The sequence below is a fragment of the Permianibacter aggregans genome (assembly GCF_009756665.1).
In the GTDB taxonomy this organism is placed as follows: Bacteria; Pseudomonadota; Gammaproteobacteria; order Enterobacterales; family Permianibacteraceae; genus Permianibacter; species Permianibacter aggregans.
Genome location: NZ_CP037953.1, coordinates 3,899,229 through 3,918,726, shown reverse-complemented (window position 1 = coordinate 3,918,726; position 19,498 = coordinate 3,899,229). Strand labels below are relative to the sequence as shown.

The following is a 19,498-nucleotide window of genomic DNA, read 5'->3' as shown; positions in this document are numbered from 1 at the left end:
CATGCCCCATCCGGCATTTTTGCGCCGAACCTGAACTTTTCGCCTACAATACCGCCGCTTTTTTACCCGGACCTTTGCTGATGTCGGTTATTGCCCACCCTGCCCCGCTATGGCGTCGCCTGGCTGCCCTGGTTTATGACACACTGCTGCTGGTTGCCCTGTTGATGGTTGCCGCCGCGCTTTCGACGCTGGTTGCCAATCTGTTGCTGCCCGGCTTGCAGGAGCGGGAACCAGACTATCTGAGCCACCACCCACTGCATCAGCTTTGGTTGCTGGCCTGCTGGTTTGGTTATTACGCGTTCAGCTGGCGCAAGTCCGGGCAAACGGTCGGCATGAAAGCCTGGCATATCCGGGTGATTGACCGGCAGCGCGGCACGGTAAGCTGGCTGCAATGCCTGAAGCGTTTTATTGGTGCGCTGCTCGGTGCCGGTTTTCTATTAGTACCGTTCCATCGCGAGCGCTACTCGCTGCAGGATCTGGTGTCGAACACCGAGGTCATCCATATTCCGAAAAAAACAGAGGCTCCGAAAAAACCGGACGCGAAAACCAAGGCCTAACGCGCTCGCCGTAACAGAAAAACCGCGCCAATCATGAAAATCAGCGGCGGCATCAGGGCCCCAAAAATGGGCGGCAGGTCATAGACCAGACTGACTGGCCCGAAGATCTGGCTGGAATAGTGAAAGGCCAGGCCAACCGCGACGCCGGCGAGAATTCGGGCGCTGACGGTGACGGTGCGCAGCGGCCCGAATACCGAAGCAATACCGGCCAATACCATCGCAATCAGGTTCAGTGGCTGGAATACCTTGCGCCAGAATTCCAGGTCGTATTTGCCGGCATCAAGACCATTGGCCAGCAAGTAATTGCGATAAGAGAACAAGCCTGCGCCGGATAGTTCTTCTGGTTTGGTTTGCAGCAACTGCAAATGATCCGGGGCCAGATCAGAGTTCCAGGTCTTGAGCTCAAATTTCTCGGTGCGTACCTGCTCACCATCGTAATCCGATTGGGAGCCGTGACTCAGCAACCACTGGCCATCACCTTCATATCGCGCCGACTCCGCAAACGTCACGCGTGACAATTGCAGCGGTGTTGAGAAGTTCATGATGTAAATCTGCTCGGCGGTATCATCCGGCAACACCCGTCGGAAGAACACATAATCCTGGGTTGATCGCATCCAGACGCCGGTGCCGCGCATATGCAGCAACTGGTCCGGTGCAATCGCATTCAGACGCACGTCTTCTGCCATCGAGCTGGTGCGCGGCACAATGAACTCGGAAATCAGCGCACCGGCAAACACCAGGACCAAGGCCGAACGCAGAGTCGCCATGCCGATGCGCATCGGCGAAACCGATGCTGCGCGCATTGCCGTCAGCTCGCTATTGGAACTGAGCACACCAAGTCCGAGCACAGTGCCGATCAATGTCGCCATCGGCAGCAATTCAACAATCCACAGCGGTAATGACAGCGCGACAATGGTCAGACCGGTCATCGCGGTGAATTCGCCTTTGCCTACGTCATCTAGCACATCAATGAAGGCAAACAATGCCCGCAACGACACCAGCAAAAACAGCACAAACAGCGTCGGAGTCAACACGCTGCGGATGATATAGCGATTGAAAATCTTCATGCGCCAGCTCCTGCACTGGCGACAGCCGGTGCCCGGCGGATCTCGCGCCGACGAATCAGGAACATGCCAATCAGGAAAGCGCCGATATGCACCGGCCACATACCGAGCCAGAGCGGCAGTTTGCCGTCTTCCATCGCGCTGCGTGAGGTGATCAGCAGCATCGTGTACAGCAAGTAAATCCCGAGGCCCGGCAGAATTTTCGCGAAGCGGCCATCACGCGGTTTGACCCTGCACAGCGGAATCGCGATCAGCGTCAGAATCGGCATAGATAGTGGCACCGCAAGACGCCAATGCAGTTCTGCCGCGTAAGCCTTTCGCTGCCAGTCCTCCACATCAGGGCCAATCAGATTCCAGGTCGCTACGGCTTTAGCTTTGCGTATTGCCGCCGCAATTTCCGGCGCTCCGGCGCGCATGAAATAGCGTTCATATTTGACCACGTTCCACTCACTGCTGCCCGGTTTGAACTGATAGCGATAACCATCCTTCAACACCAGGTAACGTTCCTTGTCGCCTTCGCCCTGCCAGTGATAGCCACTTTTCGCCGACAGCACGCTGAACGGCTCCGCGGTCAGCTCCGGCACTGTCGCGAAAAACACACCGGACAGCGCTTTCTCGGCGCCAAACTCTTCCACATACAACACGCTTTGCTTGTCGCGGCTCTGTTGAAAGCGCCCCGGTGACAACAGCGACAATTCTGCTTCCGCGACTTGGGTATCCATGACCTGCTGCTGTTGCTCGACCGCCCAGGGCATCATTACCAGCGTCATCAGCGCCGTTAATAAACTGAGCACCAGAACCGGCCGCATCAGGTGTTTCAGTACGTCCTGCTCACCAACACCGCAGGCCCGCATCACGGTCATTTCGTGCTCAACGTACGAACGTCCCAAACCGAGCAGAATCGCCAGAAACAGTGTCAGCGGCAACATCAACGAGAACAACACCGGCAGGAACAACGCCAGCAACTGGAACACGGCCAGACCGCTCAAATCGCCGGACGCGGCGTCGCGCAGATAATTGACCAGACGTTGGGATAAAAAGATCAGCGTAAGAATGGCCAGGATTGCGTAAAAATTACGCAAAATCTCGCGATTCAAGTACTTAAACAGAATCTTGCCGGGCACGCTTTGGTTCCAGAAAACTTGTGGTTTTGGTGCGAAATCTCGCTTTTGCCGAAAAAAGGGTGTATTTTTCCACTTTTTCCAGAAGCCATTCGAGCGCCGATCGGCTATTTTTCAATGACTTCTAACGAGATCGCCGCTAAGCGGTCGCCATGATACACCAGCTTTGGAGTTCACCTAATGGAGTTTGATGTCAAAAGTGGCAGCCCTGCCAAACAGCGCAGCGCCTGCGTCGTCGTCGCCGTGTTCGAACCACGGAAGCTGAGCGCCGCCGCCATCGATATCGACGAGGTCAGCGGTGGTTATCTCGCCGGCATTCTGCGTCGTGGTGACATCGAAGGCAAAGTCGGTCAAACCCTGTTGCTGCATTCGGTGCCGAATATTCTCGCCGATCGCGTGTTGCTGATTGGCTGCGGCAAGGAACGCGATCTCAATGACAGCACCTACCGCAAAGTGATCGGTAAGATGGTCAGCACGTTGCAAGACACCGGCTCGATGGAAGCGGTCTGCTTTCTGCCAGAGCTCTCGGTCGGCAAACGCGACGCTCACTGGAAAATCAAACAAGCAGTCGAAACTGCCAGCGAAACGCTGTACAACTTTGATCAGCTGAAAAGCAAGAAAGATGCGGCACGTCGCCCGCTGCGCAAACTGGTGTTCAACGTCACCACCCGCAAGGAACTGACCGAAAGTGCGCGCGCCATTGAAGAAGCCTTGAGCATTGCTGAAGGCGTCAAGCTGACCCGTGATCTGGCCAACCTGCCGCCGAACATCTGCCACCCGACTTACCTGGCACAAAAAGCGCAGGAAATCGCCAAAGCCAATAAATCGATCAAGACCACGATCATCGACCAGGCCGAGTTGAAAAAAATGGGCGCTGGCGCGTTTGTCGCCGTTGCCCAGGGTTCCGATCAACCGGGCAAACTGATCGTCATGGAATATAACGGCGGCAAATCCGGCACAGCGCCGATCGTGCTGGTCGGTAAAGGCATCACCTTCGACACCGGCGGTATTTCGATCAAACCATCGGAAGCGATGGATGAAATGAAGTACGACATGGGCGGTGCGGCTTCCGTGTTCGGCACGATGACCGCATTGGCCAAATTGGGCCTACCGATCAATGTCATCGGTGTCGTGGCCGCTGCGGAAAACATGCCGAGCGGAAAAGCCACCCGCCCGGGCGACATCGTCACGACGCTGTCCGGCCAAACCGTGGAAATTTTGAACACCGATGCCGAAGGCCGTCTGGTGCTCTGCGATGCGCTGACTTATGTCGAGCGTTTCGATCCGGATACCGTCATCGATATCGCAACGCTGACCGGCGCCTGCATCATTGCTCTGGGTCATCAGGTCAGTGGCATGCTCAGCAACCACAATCCGCTGGCCAATGAGTTGTTCGACGCCGGTGAAAGCTCGGGCGACCGGGTCTGGCGTCTACCGCTGTACGACGAATATCACGAACAACTGGAAAGTCCGTTTGCCGATTTCAGCAACTTAGGTGGTCGTCCGGCCGGCACCATTACCGCCGCTGCGTTCCTGTCGAAGTTTGCGAAAAAATTTCACTGGGCGCATTTGGATGTCGCCGGCACCGCCTGGAAATCCGGCAAGGCCAAAGGGGCAACGGGTCGACCCGTACCGTTGCTGATGCAATTCCTGATTGACCGCGCCGGTAAACAGAAACGCAAATGACCCGTGTCGATTTCTACCAGCTGGAAGACGACTCACCGAAAGCGACGTTACAGGTGAGTTGTCAGTTGGTGCAAAAGGCCCTGGCCGCGCATGAAAATGTTTATTGCCAGGTGCCGGATCAGCGCACAGCAGAGCAGCTCGACGAGCTGCTCTGGTCGTTTCATCCAGATGCGTTCATTCCGCATCAGGTGTTGCCAAGCAAAGCGGTGCTGAACACATCGGTCGCCATTGGTGTTGGACCAGCGCCGGATACCTTTCACGCGGTGTTGATCAATCTTGGCGAGGAGATTCCGGCACGCTTCGAGCGCTTTGAGCGCGTATTGGAGTTGGTGCCGGCGGCCGAAGAAGCGCGACTGAAAGCGCGCGGCCGATACAGTTACTACAAACAACGCGGCTACCAATTACACTATCACCAATTGGCGGCACGCAAAACCTGATTCGTTTTTCTTTTTCGGAACATCTTAGTATGGACAAATCCTATAACCCGCACGACATTGAACGTCGTTGGTACGATTTTTGGGAACAGCAAGGCTATTTCAAGCCGTCGATGGACAAAGACGCCGAGCCGTTCTGCATCATGATTCCGCCACCAAATGTCACCGGCAGCCTGCATATGGGCCACGGTTTCAACAACACGATCATGGACACGCTGACGCGCTTTCACCGGATGAAAGGCGACAACACGCTGTGGCAGGTCGGCACCGATCACGCCGGTATCGCGACACAGATGGTCGTCGAGCGGCAATTGGCCGCGCAAAATCAATCGCGACTGGATTTGGGCCGAGACAAGTTTCTGGAAAAAGTCTGGGAATGGAAAGCCGAATCCGGCGGTACCATCACACGTCAATTGCGCCGGCTCGGCAGCTCAGTCGATTGGAGCCGTGAACGATTCACAATGGATGATGGTTTGTCGAATGCCGTCAAAGAAGCCTTCGTCAAATTGCATGAAGACGGATTGATTTATCGCGGTAAACGCCTGGTTAACTGGGACAGCAAACTGCATACAGCAATTTCTGATCTGGAAGTGCAATCAGAAGAAGAAAAAGGTTCGCTGTGGCATTTCCGTTATCCACTGGCTGATGGTTCTGGTCATCTCGTGGTCGCGACCACACGTCCGGAAACCATGCTTGGTGACACCGCGGTTGCGGTACATCCGGAAGACGAACGTTATCAATCCTTGATTGGCAAGCAAATCCAATTGCCGATTACCGGTCGTTTGGTGCCGATCATTGCCGACAGCTATGTCGACAAAGAGTTCGGCACCGGTTGCGTCAAGATCACGCCGGCTCACGACTTCAACGATTACGAAGTCGGCAAGCGCCATGATCTGCCGCTGATCAATATTTTCGATCGCGACGCCAAGGTCTTGGCGAGCTTCCAGATTTACCGTTACGACGCCAGCGTTGATATGAGCAACGAATCGGCGCCATCAACCTATACCGGTATGGATCGTTTCGACGCGCGCAAGAAAATCGTCGCCGAATTCGATGCGCTCGGTCTGCTCGAGAAAGTCGAGCCGCATACCTTGAAAGTGCCACGCGGTGATCGCTCGAATGTCGTCATTGAACCGTGGTTGACTGATCAATGGTATGTACGTGCTGGCGAATTGGCAAAAGAGGCCATTCGCGCCGTTGAAGATGGCCGTATCGAATTTGTGCCGAAGCAATACGAAAACATGTACTTCGCCTGGATGCGCGATATTCAGGATTGGTGCATCTCCCGCCAGCTCTGGTGGGGTCACCGCATCCCGGCCTGGTACGACAATAACGGCAATGTCTATGTCGGTCGCGACGAAGCGGAAGTGCGCGCCAACCACAAACTCGATAGCAGTATAAGTTTGCGTCAGGATGAGGATGTACTCGACACTTGGTTCAGCTCGGCATTGTGGACCTTCTCAACGCTGGGCTGGCCGGAACAAACCGAATTCCTGAAAACCTTCCACCCGACCAGTGTGTTGGTCACCGGCTTTGACATCATTTTCTTCTGGGTGGCCCGGATGATCATGATGACGATGCACTTCATCAAAGATGAAGACGGCACACCACAGGTACCGTTCAAGAAAGTGTATGTGCATGGCTTGGTTCGCGATTCTGAAGGCCAGAAAATGTCGAAGTCGAAAGGCAACGTGCTCGACCCACTCGACATCATTGATGGCATCAGTCTTGATGATCTGGTGACTAAGCGCACAACCGGTTTGATGCAACCGCAGATGGCGCAGAAAATCGAAGCACGCACCCGCAAGGAATTTCCGGAAGGCATCAACTCTTTCGGCACCGATGCGCTGCGCTTCACGTTCTGTTCGCTGGCCTCGGCTGGTCGCGACATCAAATTCGATATGGGTCGCGTTGAAGGCTACCGCAACTTCTGCAACAAGCTCTGGAACGCCACGCGTTTTGTGCTGATGAATGTCGAAGCCCAGCCACTGAGCACCGATCTGAACGATCAAAGTATCGTCGATTTCTGGATACGCTCTCGCTTTGCCGCCTGCGCCGAAGATTTCGGCAAACATCTCGACGCCTATCGCTTCGATTTGGCATCGCAAACGCTTTATGACTTTTTCTGGAATGAATACTGCGATTGGTACCTGGAGCTGACCAAACCAATTTTGAATGCCGACGGCAATGATGCGCAGAAAGCCGCAACACGTCGTACTCTGTTGGAAGTATTGGAAGCGTTCCTGCGTTTGGCGCATCCAGTTATGCCGTACATCACTGAGGAAATTTGGCAAAAGGTTTCGCGCCTGCTCGGCAAAAGTGGCGCCAGTATCATGCGGGAAACATTGCCGAATGGCAGCGAATGGCCAAGGAATGAAATCGCCGAAGCCGATCTCGCCTGGCTGCAACAATTCACCGTCAGCGTCCGCAATATCAAAGCCGAAGTGAATTTATCCGGCGGCAAACTGGTGCCGGTTCTGCTGAACAACGTGAATAGTGAAACCGAACGTCGAGTCAATGCACTGGAGCCATTCCTGCGGGCATTAGCGCGACTGGAATCGATTACGATTCATCAGACCGGTACCTTGCCCGCCTCGGCCGCAGGTATTCTCGATGGCGTTGAGATTCACATACCTCTGGCCGGATTGATCGACGTCGAAGCGGAAAAGGCCCGTCTGCAAAAAGAATTGACTCGTCTCGGCGATGAAATTCAGCGCATTCAAGGCAAGCTCGGCAATGCCGCGTTCGTCGATAAGGCGCCGGCTGCGGTCGTACAGAAAGAGCGCGATCGACTGGCTGATGTCGAATTAGCGCATCAGAAATTGCAACAACAACTGGCCAAGTTCGGCGCGTAATCAGAAAAGAAAATCCCCGGTTATCGGGGATTTTCTTTTACCCGACTCGGAAATCTCGCATGCACGCACAACGCATCGCCATCATTGGTGCCGGAACCGCCGGCCTTGCAACCGCAAGCTATTTGGCCAAGCAGCAACATGACGTCACGGTGTTCGACCAGATTCCACGTCAAGGCCCGGTCGGCGCCGGTTTGTTGCTGCAACCGTCAGGACAACGCGTGCTGGCGGACTTAGGTGCTCTCGATGCGATTCAACAACAAGGCAGTCGCATCGACGCTCTGCACGGCGTCAATCACTGGCGGATTCCAGTTCTACATTTGCGTTATCGCGACGCCGCTGCTGATGCTTTTGGTATAGGTATTCATCGCGCACACCTGGCGCGAGAACTGGCAGCGGCTGCCGTTGCCGCAGGCGCCACCATTCGTTACGGCGCAACGGTTTCAACATTGTCCGATTGCACACTCGAAATCAATGAACACCAGCGCCAATCATTTGATGCGGTGATCATCGCCAATGGCACTCGTTCGCTGCTCAGCAACGCCCTACGCATTCCGCAACGTAAAGCCCCTTACCCATGGGGCGCACTATGGGCCATCGTCGAATCAGAGGAATGGCCGGAACGGCAACGGCTGTTACAGCGTTATCGCGGCGCCCGCCACATGATGGGCGTACTGCCAACCGGTCTGCACCCGGTTACCGGTCGCCCCTGTTACTCGCTGTTCTGGAGTTTGCCGAGCAGTGACTACATGCGCTGGCGTTCAGAGCCGTTTCACCGGTGGCAAGATCAGTTGCAAGACTTTTGGCCCGAAGCCAAACCGCTGATTGAACGCATGCAAGCCGATCAAGTCTACTGGGCAAGCTACGCCGATATCGTCATGAAGCGCTGGCACGATCAAAACCGATTGTGCATCGGTGATGCTGCTCATGCGATGAGCCCGCAGCTCGGTCAAGGCGTCAATCTGGCATTGCAGGATGCACAAGTGCTGAGTTCCGTCATGCAGCGGTCCGACAATATCGGGCAAGCATTTGCCGAATACTCGCGTCAGCGTCGCCGTACCCTGAATTTTTATCAAACGGCCAGCCGGTGGATGACACCGCTTTATCAGTCAACTTGGCCAGTCGGCTGGTTACGCGATTTATCATCACTGGTGAGTTGTCATTTACCGATGGTAAAGACCATCAATTTGCGGGTGTTATGTGGTGGAAAGGTCACTGAGAAGGCAGGGGCATTTTCGCCAGAAATGGTTTCCTGAAAAATGGGAGGGGTGTACCCCCTCCCCAATCAACCAGAAAAACAGCGCTATTAAAAACTGTATCGCGCTGTCAACCGTACCGCACGCGGACTCTGATAATTGACATCATTCAGGAAGTCCGGGTTTCGGGTTGGTGAGGCACGATTAAACTCGCCAGTTTCTTCATATTCCGTGACTTTATCGAAGTCAAACAGGTTGAAAATATCTGCGCGCAAAACCAGCTTGCCGTCCGCCCATGCAGGGACGTAGGCAACACCAACGTCAACCATATAGGTCCATGGCGTTTCGCCATATTGTCCCCGCTGTGTCAGCACAGTGTTGCCGTTTTCGTCGACACAATAAAAGCTGGACGCCGAATAAGCCTGCAAGCTGCTGGCATCAACACCAAGACCCGCCAGCGGAACATAACCATTGCAACTGACTGGTCGACCGGATTGCACCAACAGATTGGCCGAAACCGCCCACTCATCATTGAGATCGTAAGCGGTAAACACCTTCAACGTATGGCGACGATCGTTAGGCAAATAACCTTTGGCACCATCGGTAAACAGGTAATGGTCAAAGTCCTGCGTCAAACCCGGGTCGTCCTGCTCCAATGTCGAGTTGACATAGCCTTCAACATTGCCTTCACTCTTTCCGTAGGTGTAGGAACCTTGCAGGAACCAACCATCCGACGGTGTACGCTCCCAGAACACTTCCAGCGCACGATATGTCCGCTCATATTTCGGCAAGCCCAGATACTCATTCGGAATCACCACTGGCACCAGATTACCATCGTCATTGACATCAACGTTCAATGCCAAATCACGCCCTGGATTCAAAATGATGCAGGTTGCCATCGAGTGATAGTCAAAGTTGTTGTAGCCATTATCGGCTGCCCAGTCGATAAAGCCTTGGTGAGAACAAAAGTCTTCCATGCCATCTTTGACTTCTCGATCGATGTAACGCACACCAACAGTCCAGTCACTGCTCAATTGCTGCTGATAGCCCAGAATCAATTCATCCTGATACATCGGATTCAAGTTGGTAGCTGCAACAGTGGCCGGATCGGGTGGAGTCGGACTGCCATTGAATCCGGTTGGCCCAATTTGCGATCCAAGCGTCACCGGTGCACCAGTAACGGGATCAATGCCAGTGAAGTTCCAGTAATCAATCTGGATGTATTCGACTCCTGATGCACGGATATTGGTATTGGATGCCACAGGGATGAAGTATCGACCCAAGGTACCGAACAATTTTTTGCTCGAGTCCCCTGCCATATCCCAGGAGAATCCAAACCGCGGTGCATTCAAGTCCTCGGCCTTGACGAAGCTGTCTCCGTCACCGTTTTTGTTATCAAACGTTTCGCGACGCAGACCGGCATAGACCATCAGGTTGTCGGTAACCTGCCAGCTATCTTCGAGATAAATCGCGCTGTTGTGCACTTCGTAACTTGCTGAACCGGTATTGTAATCCCAAGTGCGAACGTACTGGGTGCCAGCGGGCACGGCGACACCATTGACGGTACCGGTGGAGGTGAAGTAGCGATAATAAATGCCGCCGGTATACACCGCACCGGCGTTACCACTTTCGAATACTTCATCGTCATAACCGAAACGCACCGTGTGATCGCCGATTACCCATTCGGCATCAAGCCGCATGGCGGTCCTTTCGTCATAATTGGGGCCGAAATCCGGATCACGAATGGTGACCTGAGCGGTGTTCCAGCAGCCGATATAAGTAACCGTTGCAGGATTGTTACGACTGTCAAATGCGCGCGGACATTCTGCACCTGGCAACGACTCCGGCGTACGATAGCTATTGGTATGCTCAAGGTTGCCCCACAGTGCAGAGAGCGTGAAGTTGTCGCTGAGATGGCCGGTATAACGACCGATCATCACATGACCTCCGCTTTCGATGGTATACCGGGAATTTTCCAACCCATGATTGCCGGTATAAGCCAATGGCGAGCCGCCACTCCCATCCGGATTGTCATAGGTGACGTAATCCACTTCTTCTTCGTTGTGGATACCGGTGAACTCCACGATGTGATCGTCGGTGATGTTCCAGTCGAGTTTCAACAGCACTTGTGGACTGGTATTGTTGGTACTGTAACTGTCAATGCGATTATAGATATCCGATTCATTATTGCGTCCCTCAACTAGCGCAAATACAAACAAGCGGTCTTCTATCAGTGGACCACCCGCGTGAACGTTATAACTCATCGTTTCGGAAGTGTTGTCTGCACGATAAACGTAGAATCGTTGGTCGTCCGGACGAGTCGAATCACGACTCAACACATTCTTGCCTGGTTCACGCAACGCTTCAGGCAACCAATACGCCGCGACACCGCCTTGCCATTCATTGGTTCCGCGCTTTGTCACCAGGTTGATCACCCCGCCTAGTGAGCGACCATATTCCGCACCATAACCACCGGTTTTAATTTGCTGCTGGGCAATGGCATCAAACGGCAGTTCAGCGTACGACAAAAAGTCCCGAATATTGGTGACATCAAAACCATTGATGTAATAACCGTTCTCTGCCACGGAAGAGCCACCAATTGACGCCAGGTTGCCAAAACCGGTGTCCCCCTTGACCGTGCCGGGAGCCAATAGCGCTACGCTGGTAATATCACGCGAAACCGGTAAGCGCTGAATCTGTTCCTGCGTGAAAACGGTTGTTGACTCTGCCGACGAGGTATCGATAGGTGAAATACGACCTCCCGTAACGGTGATGGATTCCGCTCCTTCTCGACCGAAATACACCGGCGAGCCGGTACCGATCGTAACCAGAATCTCATAGGACTCTGCACCACTGGAGACCTTGTAGCGACCGGTAGGAAGCTGCGAGAAATTAAAGCGACCATCGGCAGCAACGGTCAAATCCCGCTTCAATCCGGTATCCACACTGACAATGCTGACGCTGCTTCCGGCTTTGGCCTGGCCATAAATGGACCCCATGGCGTTATCGGCAAAGCTCGGCGCAGTGAACATCAATGCCACGGCAACAGCCGCTCCAACGCGTGACTGTCGCCACAGTTGACTCGTTTTTTTCACTTTATTTACTCCCTCTTAATAATGGTTGTATAGGTCGAACACTTCTTATGTTGTTCGCCCGTAACAAAACTAATCTGAGACAGACGTTGATGCAATAAATGATTGAGCTTCGGCTCGCTTTGGCCAAGAAGTCGGATTAGTTGATCGTTCGATTTCAGGTCGCGCTTTACGTTGTTTCTACTTTCGTAAAGTAATCTGACTGGGGGAATTTCAAGTTCTCATATTTATCGACACTGATAATCGACGGATCAGCGACAATACCGCCTCAAGCTTAAATCGGCCCGTATTGAAAACATGAGCAGCTATCTGGAAACCCATCGCTTGCGACTGCGTCAATGGCAAGTCACGGATTTGTCGGGCTTGAGAGCGCTTTGCACGGATGCAAAAGTCATGGAGTTTTTTCCGGCGCCATTACAAGAACGGGAAATCCTGGCGTTTTATCAACGCCATCAGGCAGCGATCGGTGAACGCGGATTTGGTTTTTGGGCCGTCGAACGTAAAGACTGCGGTGAGTTTATCGGTTTTGTCGGTTTGAACGCACCGCGGTTTGACGCCCATTTCGTGCCTTGTTTGGAAATTGGTTGGCGATTGCTGCCGGATGCCTGGGGTCAGGGATTTGCTACTGAAGCGGCAAACGCCTGCCTTCAATTTGGTTTTGACCGGCTTGGCGCCGACGAGATAGTGTCGTTCACGGCACGCGTGAATAAACGCTCACAGGCGGTCATGCAGCGTATCGGTATGCAAACCAGCGACGCCGATGATTTCGAACATCCGCTGGTTGCCGTCGGCGATCGCCTGCGGCCACATGTGTTGTACCGCAAGCGTGCACCGGCGCTTTAAACGCGTTTGCTGTGCGGGAAGAAGGCGAAGCGAAATAGCGTCACCAATAAATCGTAAATCAATGCCAGCAACAATCCGGCAATCAAACCGTAAATGATCGCATCCAGATCGAGCGGTACCGTGTAATTGTAAGCGTTCCGGGTTTCCTGAATGATGTCCTTATCCCCTTCGCTGACGACATGCCAAAGCTGCCAGTGCAGCGGCGCTTCCATCGCGGCGCGCTCGGCAGTGAAATGCTGCAAGCGTTGCCAGATCTCGCGAATATTTTCGCCGCCTTCAATAAACACGACATCACCGCTTTGTTCATGATGACGAATCATCGCCGCGACATCACCACCAAAATGGCGATCGGCGGTGCGTTGAAAACCGGCAAAATTCTGTTTGACTTCCAGATAGTGAGCGTCGATGCGCTGGGCATATTGGATGACAAATGCCGGCAGTTGAATGCCGAACAACAAACCGGCAGCAAAGAAAAACAGCCGCACATAACCACGTAACATGCCTACTCCTCCGTAATGGCTACTTCGCCGGTCTGCAGTCGCCACAGCGCCGCATAACTGCCGTCTTTGGCCAGCAGCTCGTCATGACTGCCGGACTCGACGATACGCCCTTTTTCCAGCACATGGATGCAGTCGGCATGACGCACCGTCGACAAACGATGGGCAATGACAATCGTTGTCCGGCCTTTGGCAACAATCGCCAGCGATTTCTGAATGGCCGCTTCGGTTTCATTGTCGACCGCCGAGGTAGCTTCATCAAGCAGCAATATCGGCGGTTGTTTCAGCAAGGCTCTGGCCAATGCCAGCCGCTGGCGCTGACCGCCCGACAACTTCTGTCCGCGCTCACCGATGCGGGTATCAAAGCCCTGCGGTAATTCGCGAATGAAATCGGTGGCATTGGCCAGTTCCGCCGCCAGCTCAATGGCTTTGCGCTCGGCATTGATACCATAAGCGATGTTCTCGGCCACGGTGCCGTCAGTCAGAAAGGTATCCTGACTGACGTAACCAATACAGCGACGCAGGTCTTGTAAATTCAGATTCTGAATATTTTCACCATCGAGTTTGAGCTCGCCCTGCTGCGGTTGATAGAAACGCAGCAGCAGTTTGACCACGCTGCTCTTGCCGGCGCCGGTGGCACCGACGAAGCCAACGGTTTGGCCGGCCGGAATCGACAGGTTCAGCTTGTCGATAATGGGCAGCTCAGGATCGTAACCAAAGCGCACATCGGAAAACTCGATATCGCCTTTGACGCTGTCCGGCGAAAAATGCCGGCCCTCATACGGAATCGAAATCGGTGTGCGCAGCAGATTCATCGCCCGATCAATCGAGGCCATCGAGCGCTGATACATATCGGCGACATCGGCAAGGCGCGTCAACGGCCACAGCAATCGCTGGGTCAGGTACACCAAGACCGAAAACGCACCAATGGCGAGCTCGCCATGGATCGTCAGATAACCACCGTAAACCAAGGTCGCGGTAAAGCCAGCCAGAATCGCCATACGTATTACTGGCGTAATCGCCGAGTTAACTTTAATCGCCTCGGCATTGGTTGCGCGATAATGTTCACTGGCCTCGCGCACCCGCTCCAATTCAAATTTTTCCGCCGCAAAACTTTTTATTGTTGCTAACCCCAGCAGATTGTTATTGAGCTTGGCGTTGACGTTGCCGGCGGCTTCACGCACAGCGGCATAGCGCGGCGCCAGTTTTTTCTGGAACCAGAATGCGCCAAACAGGATCAGTGGAATCGGCAGCAAAGCAACCAGCGCTATCGTGGGTTGCAGCACAAAAAACACCGCGCTGACCATAATCGATGAACAAAACACCTGAATGATTTCATTGGCGCCGGTGTTCAGGAAGCGCTCCATCTGGTTGATGTCATCGTTCAGAATCGACATCAGATTGCCGGTTTTGCGATTCTCAAAATACGACAGGGTCAAACGCTGGACATGGTCGTAAGCATCGAGCCGCATGTCATGTTGCAAGCGTTGGGCGAGATTGCGCCAACGCAGATGGTGCAGGTATTCGGTCAGGGATTCACCGCCCCAGATCAGCACATTCAATGCTGCCAAAAACAGTAACTGATGCCAGGTGCTGGTGATGCCGTAATCGGACAGAATTTCTCTGGCCAGAAAACTTTTTTCCTGATTGACAACAATATCGACGGCGACGCCAATCAACACCTCCGGCATGATGTCGAAAAACTTGTTCAACACCGAGTAGATGCTGCCCATGACGAAGTCACGGCGGTATTGCGAAGCGTAGTCGTAGAGTTTGCGCAGAGGATGCATCAGAAAAACCTTTCGCGGCGGGAAATCGGTAAAGCCAATAACCACAACGCACCGAGCCGTTAAGGCGGCGGTGCGTTGTGGTTCAGTCGTTGTGCATCAAGCTTATTTCAGCAGCTTTTCGCGAGCGGCCTTGAACTCTGAACCGGCTTGGAAATCGGCGGATTTGCCATCGACGACCAAGTCACGGCCCACGAGGAACAGCAAATCGCCATCTTCGGCCATGCCGCTGACATCCCAGCCTTCTTTTACCGTGTCGCTTTCCTTGTGGTAGTGCTCAGCGGTATACGTTTTTGCCTGTTGCTTGCCGTAGTCCGGCGCTTTGTCGCGAATATCGACCCCGCCTTTGACGTACAGCGCCGGCACACCTTTCTGGACAAAAGCGAAATGATCCGAGCGGAAATAGCCGCCTTTTTCCGGCGCGGTATCCGGCACTACGTAACGGTCCTGGGCTTTGGCATGATGTTCAACCAGCGGTTCCAGCGTCGTCTGGCCGTAACCGATTACCTGCAAATCGCGCGCGCGGCCCCAGGGCTGCATGGCATCCATGTTGATATTGGCGATGGTGTTTTTCAGCGGATACAGCGGATTGTCGGCGTAATATTTGGCGCCAAGAAGTCCCTGCTCTTCCGCGGTAACGGCCAGGAACAAAGCACTGCGCTTCATCTGTGCCTGCTCCTCGGCAAAGCGCCGCGCCAGTTCAATCAGCAATGCGGTGCCGGAGGCATTATCAACGGCGCCGTTATAGATATGCACGCCGTGCTCATCTTCGCTCTTGCCGAGATGATCCCAATGCGCGGTGTAAATCACGTATTCGTTTTTCATTGCCGGATCATTACCTTCCACCTTGGCAATGACGTTTTGCGATTGCACTTCACGCAGCTGACTATTGAGCACAAAATCGGCTTTGGCATTCAGCGGTACTGGTTGGAAGTCGCGGCTCAAGGCCTGTTTTTTCAGCGCATCGAAATCCTGCCCACAAGCACTGAACAAGGCCCGAGCCTTGTCTTCGCGAATCCATGAACGCACGCCCAATTCACTGGCGTTGCCATCCTGACTTTTCAGTGTAAAACTTTCGCGAATGCCGTTGTTGCGCACCACTTCGTAGGGATACGAGGCCGGTTCGGTTTCATGAATGATGATTACGGCCGCAGCGCCAAGTTCGGCGGCAATTTCATATTTGTAGGTCCAGCGGCCGTAATAGGTCATCGCCTTGCCTTTGAACATCGACGGGTCGAGTTGATCCGGATTGGCCGGATCCGGAATCGCCGGATCACTGATCAGCACGATCAAGGTTTTGCCTTTGACGTCGAGCCCTTTGAAATCATCCCACTGGTATTCCGGTGCCTTGACGCCGTAACCGACGAAAACCATTTCTGATTGCTCGGCTTTCACTTGTTCGCTGACGCGGGTGGTGAATGCCACGTATTCATCCGGCGATTGCCAACTGATGTCAGCAGCACAGCCACTGGTGGCAAAGGTAGGCGTGGTTTTGATGCCGACCAGCGGCACCGTTTGGGTATAGCTGCCGTCAGGGTTGCCTGGTGCAGCGCCCACCGCTTTGAATTGCTCGCGCAAATAATTGACGGTTTTCTCTTCGCCAACAGTACCGGGGGCCCGGCCTTCGAATTCATCGGAAGACAGCACCTTGATGTGCTCCAGCACACGGTTGGCGGCAATCGGATCGCTGCTCTTTACCGCGGCTTCTTTCACTTCGCTCTGGCAGGCTGCCAGCGCCATGGCGCTGAGCAACAACAGAAAGGTAGATTTCTGGTTCATTCTGTACTCGCTTGTGTTGTTGTGCAGAAAGTCAATTGATCGCACCGCTCGGGATGACGGCAACGCGGCGTTAACGGGATGTACGCCGGATCAACGAACTGGGGGCATTGTACCGGATTGTCAGTGACTCAAACGGATGGCCGCCACTTGATGAATGGCCTGTTGCCGGTCAGGCAGTTCGCCGGCCGGCGCCAGGTTCCAGGACCAGCGTTGACAAACCTGCTGGTTGAGCCCGAGATAATCGAGCAAATGAATGCGTTCCAGGCATTGCCCGGATTCGCTGAACGTCGCCAGCTCATCATCACAAATCAGGCAAACCGGCACTTGCAGGCTACGGAGCAGTTTCAGGTGCTGCTCCATCAGATGCCAAGCGAAGCGATTGAGCACCGCTTCGGAAAAACCCGGATGCAAATTCTGCAGCCATTGCACCGGTTTCACCGGCAGTTGCGACAACAGGTTGACCGAGGCAGCAAAGACGACGCCGGGCGGAAACTCGACCGGCAGCGGTTGGCAACGAAACCAGCGTTCGAAACTTGCTTCATCCATATCCGGATCACACTGCATCAACGCTTCCAGCAAGCCAGTAACGTCCTGCTCAATCAGTTCGGCATTGGCAAATTGCCTTACTTGTTTGCGGGTAGCCGGCAAATGAACGATGTCGACCAGATAAACCCGTCGGAAGTGCGCACACAGCTCCGCTAGCGGAATATCGAGCAAACCACCGGAACCGAAAATCAGCGCATTGCCTTCGGCGTGAATGGCATTGGCCTGCTGCAAAATGGCCTGTCGGGTCAAATTCAGGTGCTCAGCCCATTGGTTCTGCTGACGCCGGGCTCGCGCCTCCAGCGCAATGGCCTCGCTCAAGTGCCCCATCCGTCGGGCCACCGGACTGGCTTCGGCCCGGCACCATTGCCAGAATTCGCGCAGCATCAGGCTTGCAGCAGCTGAATAAATTCGCCGATGTCGCGCCGGGATTCCTGCAAAAATTTCTCCAGTTGCGGCAGCGTCATCCGCAGCCGTTGCATGGCCGGCACTTGATCGATGCGCGGCACGGTTGAGTCCGGCGTCTCGTACCAAATCGCCAGCAACAGCGAAATGCGGGCCAGATCAATCACCTGTGTCGGTCGCTCAGGATGATCGGTCAGGATACCTTTCGGTACCGGAATCAGATCTTCCGGTACCTGCCACTGGCGCAGAATCATTTCACCCAATGCCCCCTGCTCCTCGGCAATCAACCAGTGCATCAGGTCGAGTTTGCCGGCCAGTTGTTTCTTGTGCTGGGCAAACAGCGACAACACCGGTAGAGCCCCGATGTTATGCAGCAAGCCGGCCAGTAGCGCATGCGAGTTTTCGATATTGAGGTGCAGCGCCAGCCGCTGGCCGTAGGCGCCAGTCAGTGTTGCCCGCAGCCAGATTTTGCGCAGTTCGTCGCGCAGCGGCCCGGTTTGCCGTTCGCGGAACAAGCGCGAGAGGCAATGGTTGTAGACCATGCCGCGCACCGCGTTGTAGCCCAGCCGGGTAATGGCAGTTTCCAGTGAGTTAGCCGACTCCAGCCCCATCCAGGCGGCATTGGCGGCTTGAGTTATGCGGGTCGATAAACTCGGGTCGGTTTGAATGACCTGGGCCAGCGTGCGTACCGGCGCATTATTGTCAGAAACAATCTGCCGGAGCTTTTGCGTCAGCTCCGGCAGCGTGGGTAGTTGCAGGCGTTGCAGACGTACTTCTTCATGCAGTTGCTGACGCCAGAATTGTCGTTCTTGTTCAGCGGTTCTCGGTGTAAGGGTATTCACCGGCTGTTTCCATCGCAGGCTCTCGTATCGAAAGTGTAGACAGCGATGGGGCATTGGCAACCTTGAAGCGGTTCCGGTAGCGGCGCGTTACCCAGGAGATCATCGGAATACCAATCAGCGCCGGCAGCACCCAAGGCAGAATGCCCCAGAAACCGGTCAGCCATTGTTCGGTGAAACTGCGCATGCCGAACACGAAGAACGCCGTGTGGTAACCGATACCAAGCCCGAGTGCGTTATTCAGGTGCTGAATCATCCAGGCTTTTGGCTCACGTGTCGGTACCAGGAAGTGACGGATCATGCCAACGCCACCGAGAATGCCGAGTGGTGACAACGCCAGCAACAGCACACGCAGCGCCGGGTTGCCATTCAGCGCAATGATCACCAGTACGACGGATGCGAGTATCGACACGATGGCCAGCGCCCAGCCGAGCGGTTTGCGCAAACCGGTCAAATCGGCCTTGTACTGCAACACATGGCGACTGTACCAAGCACCAATGACCAACATGACCGCCAGATAAACCAGCATGACGAAAAACGGGAACAACTTTAGCGTCGTGATATCAACGCCGCGGCTGATCGGCTCCGACAAACGCAAAGCCAGAACAGTTACCGCCGACACCGAAACGATATAAGTGCACCAGAGAAACCCTCTGCCGGCGATACGATGCAACGGCGAGCCTTTGCGGGCGAACACCGGTATCCAGAACAACACCAGGCCCAACATGCCGGTGATGATATGAGTCCAACGCAGTACTTCAGTCATGGCGATTTCCTTACCCTTCGCTTCACGATGAAGCCAT

15 protein-coding genes are annotated in these 19,498 nt (G+C 54.4%); 6 read left to right on the top strand and 9 right to left on the bottom strand.

From position 1 onward, the window contains the following. The first annotated feature begins 80 nt into the window (after positions 1-80). Positions 81-557 carry an RDD family protein gene (locus tag E2H98_RS17655; protein ID WP_133587024.1) on the top strand — a complete coding sequence of 159 codons (477 nt, stop codon included), beginning with the start codon at positions 81-83 and terminating at the stop codon, positions 555-557. Here the strand turns inward: E2H98_RS17655 and lptG are convergent. Both lptG and lptF read right to left on the bottom strand, forming a co-directional pair. Next, complete coding sequence (lptG, locus tag E2H98_RS17650; protein ID WP_133587023.1) at positions 554-1,624, bottom strand: LPS export ABC transporter permease LptG; 1,071 nt, start codon at positions 1,622-1,624, stop codon at positions 554-556. The genes E2H98_RS17655 and lptG overlap by 4 nt on opposite strands. Continuing rightward, positions 1,621-2,745 (bottom strand): LPS export ABC transporter permease LptF, encoded by a 1,125-nt coding sequence (lptF, locus tag E2H98_RS17645; RefSeq protein WP_157591447.1) that lies wholly within the window; start codon positions 2,743-2,745, stop codon positions 1,621-1,623. The genes lptG and lptF overlap by 4 nt, the downstream gene beginning before the upstream one ends. A 177-nt stretch (positions 2,746-2,922) precedes the next feature. Here lptF and pepA point away from each other — a divergent pair, with 177 nt between their 5' ends. Genes pepA through E2H98_RS17625 form a run of 4 tightly spaced genes read left to right on the top strand, consistent with a single transcriptional unit; the run spans position 2,923 to position 8,970 of the window. Beyond that, positions 2,923-4,428, top strand: coding sequence for a leucyl aminopeptidase (gene pepA, locus E2H98_RS17640; RefSeq protein ID WP_133587021.1), 1,506 nt, complete (start codon positions 2,923-2,925; stop codon positions 4,426-4,428). Continuing rightward, positions 4,425-4,865 (top strand): DNA polymerase III subunit chi, encoded by a 441-nt coding sequence (locus E2H98_RS17635; protein ID WP_133587020.1) that lies wholly within the window; start codon positions 4,425-4,427, stop codon positions 4,863-4,865. Before pepA ends, E2H98_RS17635 begins: the two co-directional genes overlap by 4 nt. A gap of 29 nt (positions 4,866-4,894) precedes the next feature. Then, positions 4,895-7,717: a valine--tRNA ligase gene (locus tag E2H98_RS17630; protein ID WP_133587019.1), complete on the top strand. Its 2,823-nt coding sequence runs from the start codon at positions 4,895-4,897 to the stop codon at positions 7,715-7,717. Positions 7,718-7,776: 59 nt separating this feature from the next. Then, complete coding sequence (locus tag E2H98_RS17625) at positions 7,777-8,970, top strand: FAD-dependent oxidoreductase (RefSeq protein WP_133587018.1); 1,194 nt, start codon at positions 7,777-7,779, stop codon at positions 8,968-8,970. Positions 8,971-9,020: 50 nt separating this feature from the next. On the opposite strand, the gene E2H98_RS17620 is transcribed toward E2H98_RS17625, so the two are convergent. Then, positions 9,021-12,005, bottom strand: coding sequence for a TonB-dependent receptor (locus E2H98_RS17620; RefSeq protein ID WP_198325169.1), 2,985 nt, complete (start codon positions 12,003-12,005; stop codon positions 9,021-9,023). Positions 12,006-12,299: 294 nt separating this feature from the next. On the opposite strand from E2H98_RS17620, the gene E2H98_RS17615 reads away from it, so the two are divergent. Further along, positions 12,300-12,845: a GNAT family N-acetyltransferase gene (locus E2H98_RS17615; RefSeq protein ID WP_133587017.1), complete on the top strand. Its 546-nt coding sequence runs from the start codon at positions 12,300-12,302 to the stop codon at positions 12,843-12,845. Here E2H98_RS17615 and E2H98_RS17610 read toward each other — a convergent pair. From E2H98_RS17610 to E2H98_RS17585, 6 genes are all read right to left on the bottom strand, one after another. Then, a complete protein-coding gene (locus E2H98_RS17610) occupies positions 12,842-13,345 on the bottom strand; it encodes a DUF2937 family protein (RefSeq protein ID WP_133587016.1) in 504 nt (167 codons plus the stop codon). The genes E2H98_RS17615 and E2H98_RS17610 overlap by 4 nt on opposite strands. 2 nt (positions 13,346-13,347) lie before the next feature. Then, entirely contained in the window at positions 13,348-15,132 is a 1,785-nt protein-coding gene (locus E2H98_RS17605; protein WP_133587015.1) for an ABC transporter ATP-binding protein, read from the bottom strand. Positions 15,133-15,234: 102 nt separating this feature from the next. Beyond that, positions 15,235-16,908, bottom strand: a complete 1,674-nt coding sequence (locus E2H98_RS17600) for a M28 family metallopeptidase (RefSeq protein ID WP_133587014.1) — start codon at positions 16,906-16,908, stop codon at positions 15,235-15,237. A 120-nt stretch (positions 16,909-17,028) separates the two neighbouring features. Continuing rightward, positions 17,029-17,838 (bottom strand): hypothetical protein, encoded by an 810-nt coding sequence (locus E2H98_RS17595; RefSeq protein WP_133587013.1) that lies wholly within the window; start codon positions 17,836-17,838, stop codon positions 17,029-17,031. Further along, complete coding sequence (locus E2H98_RS17590) at positions 17,838-18,698, bottom strand: HDOD domain-containing protein (RefSeq protein WP_157591446.1); 861 nt, start codon at positions 18,696-18,698, stop codon at positions 17,838-17,840. Before E2H98_RS17590 ends, E2H98_RS17595 begins: the two co-directional genes overlap by 1 nt. Beyond that, entirely contained in the window at positions 18,670-19,461 is a 792-nt protein-coding gene (locus E2H98_RS17585) for a hypothetical protein (RefSeq protein ID WP_133587011.1), read from the bottom strand. The genes E2H98_RS17590 and E2H98_RS17585 overlap by 29 nt, the downstream gene beginning before the upstream one ends. Positions 19,462-19,498 lie beyond the last annotated feature (37 nt).

What these genes read in the sequence shown, in the direction of transcription:
- E2H98_RS17610 (WP_133587016.1), bottom strand. Translation starts at nt 13,345, where the DNA reads ATGTTACGTGGTTATGTGCGGCTGTTTTTCTTTGCTGCCGGTTTGTTG.
- E2H98_RS17605 (WP_133587015.1), bottom strand. Translation starts at nt 15,132, where the DNA reads ATGCATCCTCTGCGCAAACTCTACGACTACGCTTCGCAATACCGCCGT.
- E2H98_RS17635 (WP_133587020.1), top strand. Translation starts at nt 4,425, where the DNA reads ATGACCCGTGTCGATTTCTACCAGCTGGAAGACGACTCACCGAAAGCG.
- lptG (WP_133587023.1), bottom strand. Translation starts at nt 1,624, where the DNA reads ATGAAGATTTTCAATCGCTATATCATCCGCAGCGTGTTGACTCCGACG.
- E2H98_RS17615 (WP_133587017.1), top strand. Translation starts at nt 12,300, where the DNA reads ATGAGCAGCTATCTGGAAACCCATCGCTTGCGACTGCGTCAATGGCAA.
- E2H98_RS17655 (WP_133587024.1), top strand. Translation starts at nt 81, where the DNA reads ATGTCGGTTATTGCCCACCCTGCCCCGCTATGGCGTCGCCTGGCTGCC.
- E2H98_RS17585 (WP_133587011.1), bottom strand. Translation starts at nt 19,461, where the DNA reads ATGACTGAAGTACTGCGTTGGACTCATATCATCACCGGCATGTTGGGC.
- E2H98_RS17625 (WP_133587018.1), top strand. Translation starts at nt 7,777, where the DNA reads ATGCACGCACAACGCATCGCCATCATTGGTGCCGGAACCGCCGGCCTT.
- E2H98_RS17630 (WP_133587019.1), top strand. Translation starts at nt 4,895, where the DNA reads ATGGACAAATCCTATAACCCGCACGACATTGAACGTCGTTGGTACGAT.
- E2H98_RS17600 (WP_133587014.1), bottom strand. Translation starts at nt 16,908, where the DNA reads ATGAACCAGAAATCTACCTTTCTGTTGTTGCTCAGCGCCATGGCGCTG.
- E2H98_RS17595 (WP_133587013.1), bottom strand. Translation starts at nt 17,838, where the DNA reads ATGCTGCGCGAATTCTGGCAATGGTGCCGGGCCGAAGCCAGTCCGGTG.
- pepA (WP_133587021.1), top strand. Translation starts at nt 2,923, where the DNA reads ATGGAGTTTGATGTCAAAAGTGGCAGCCCTGCCAAACAGCGCAGCGCC.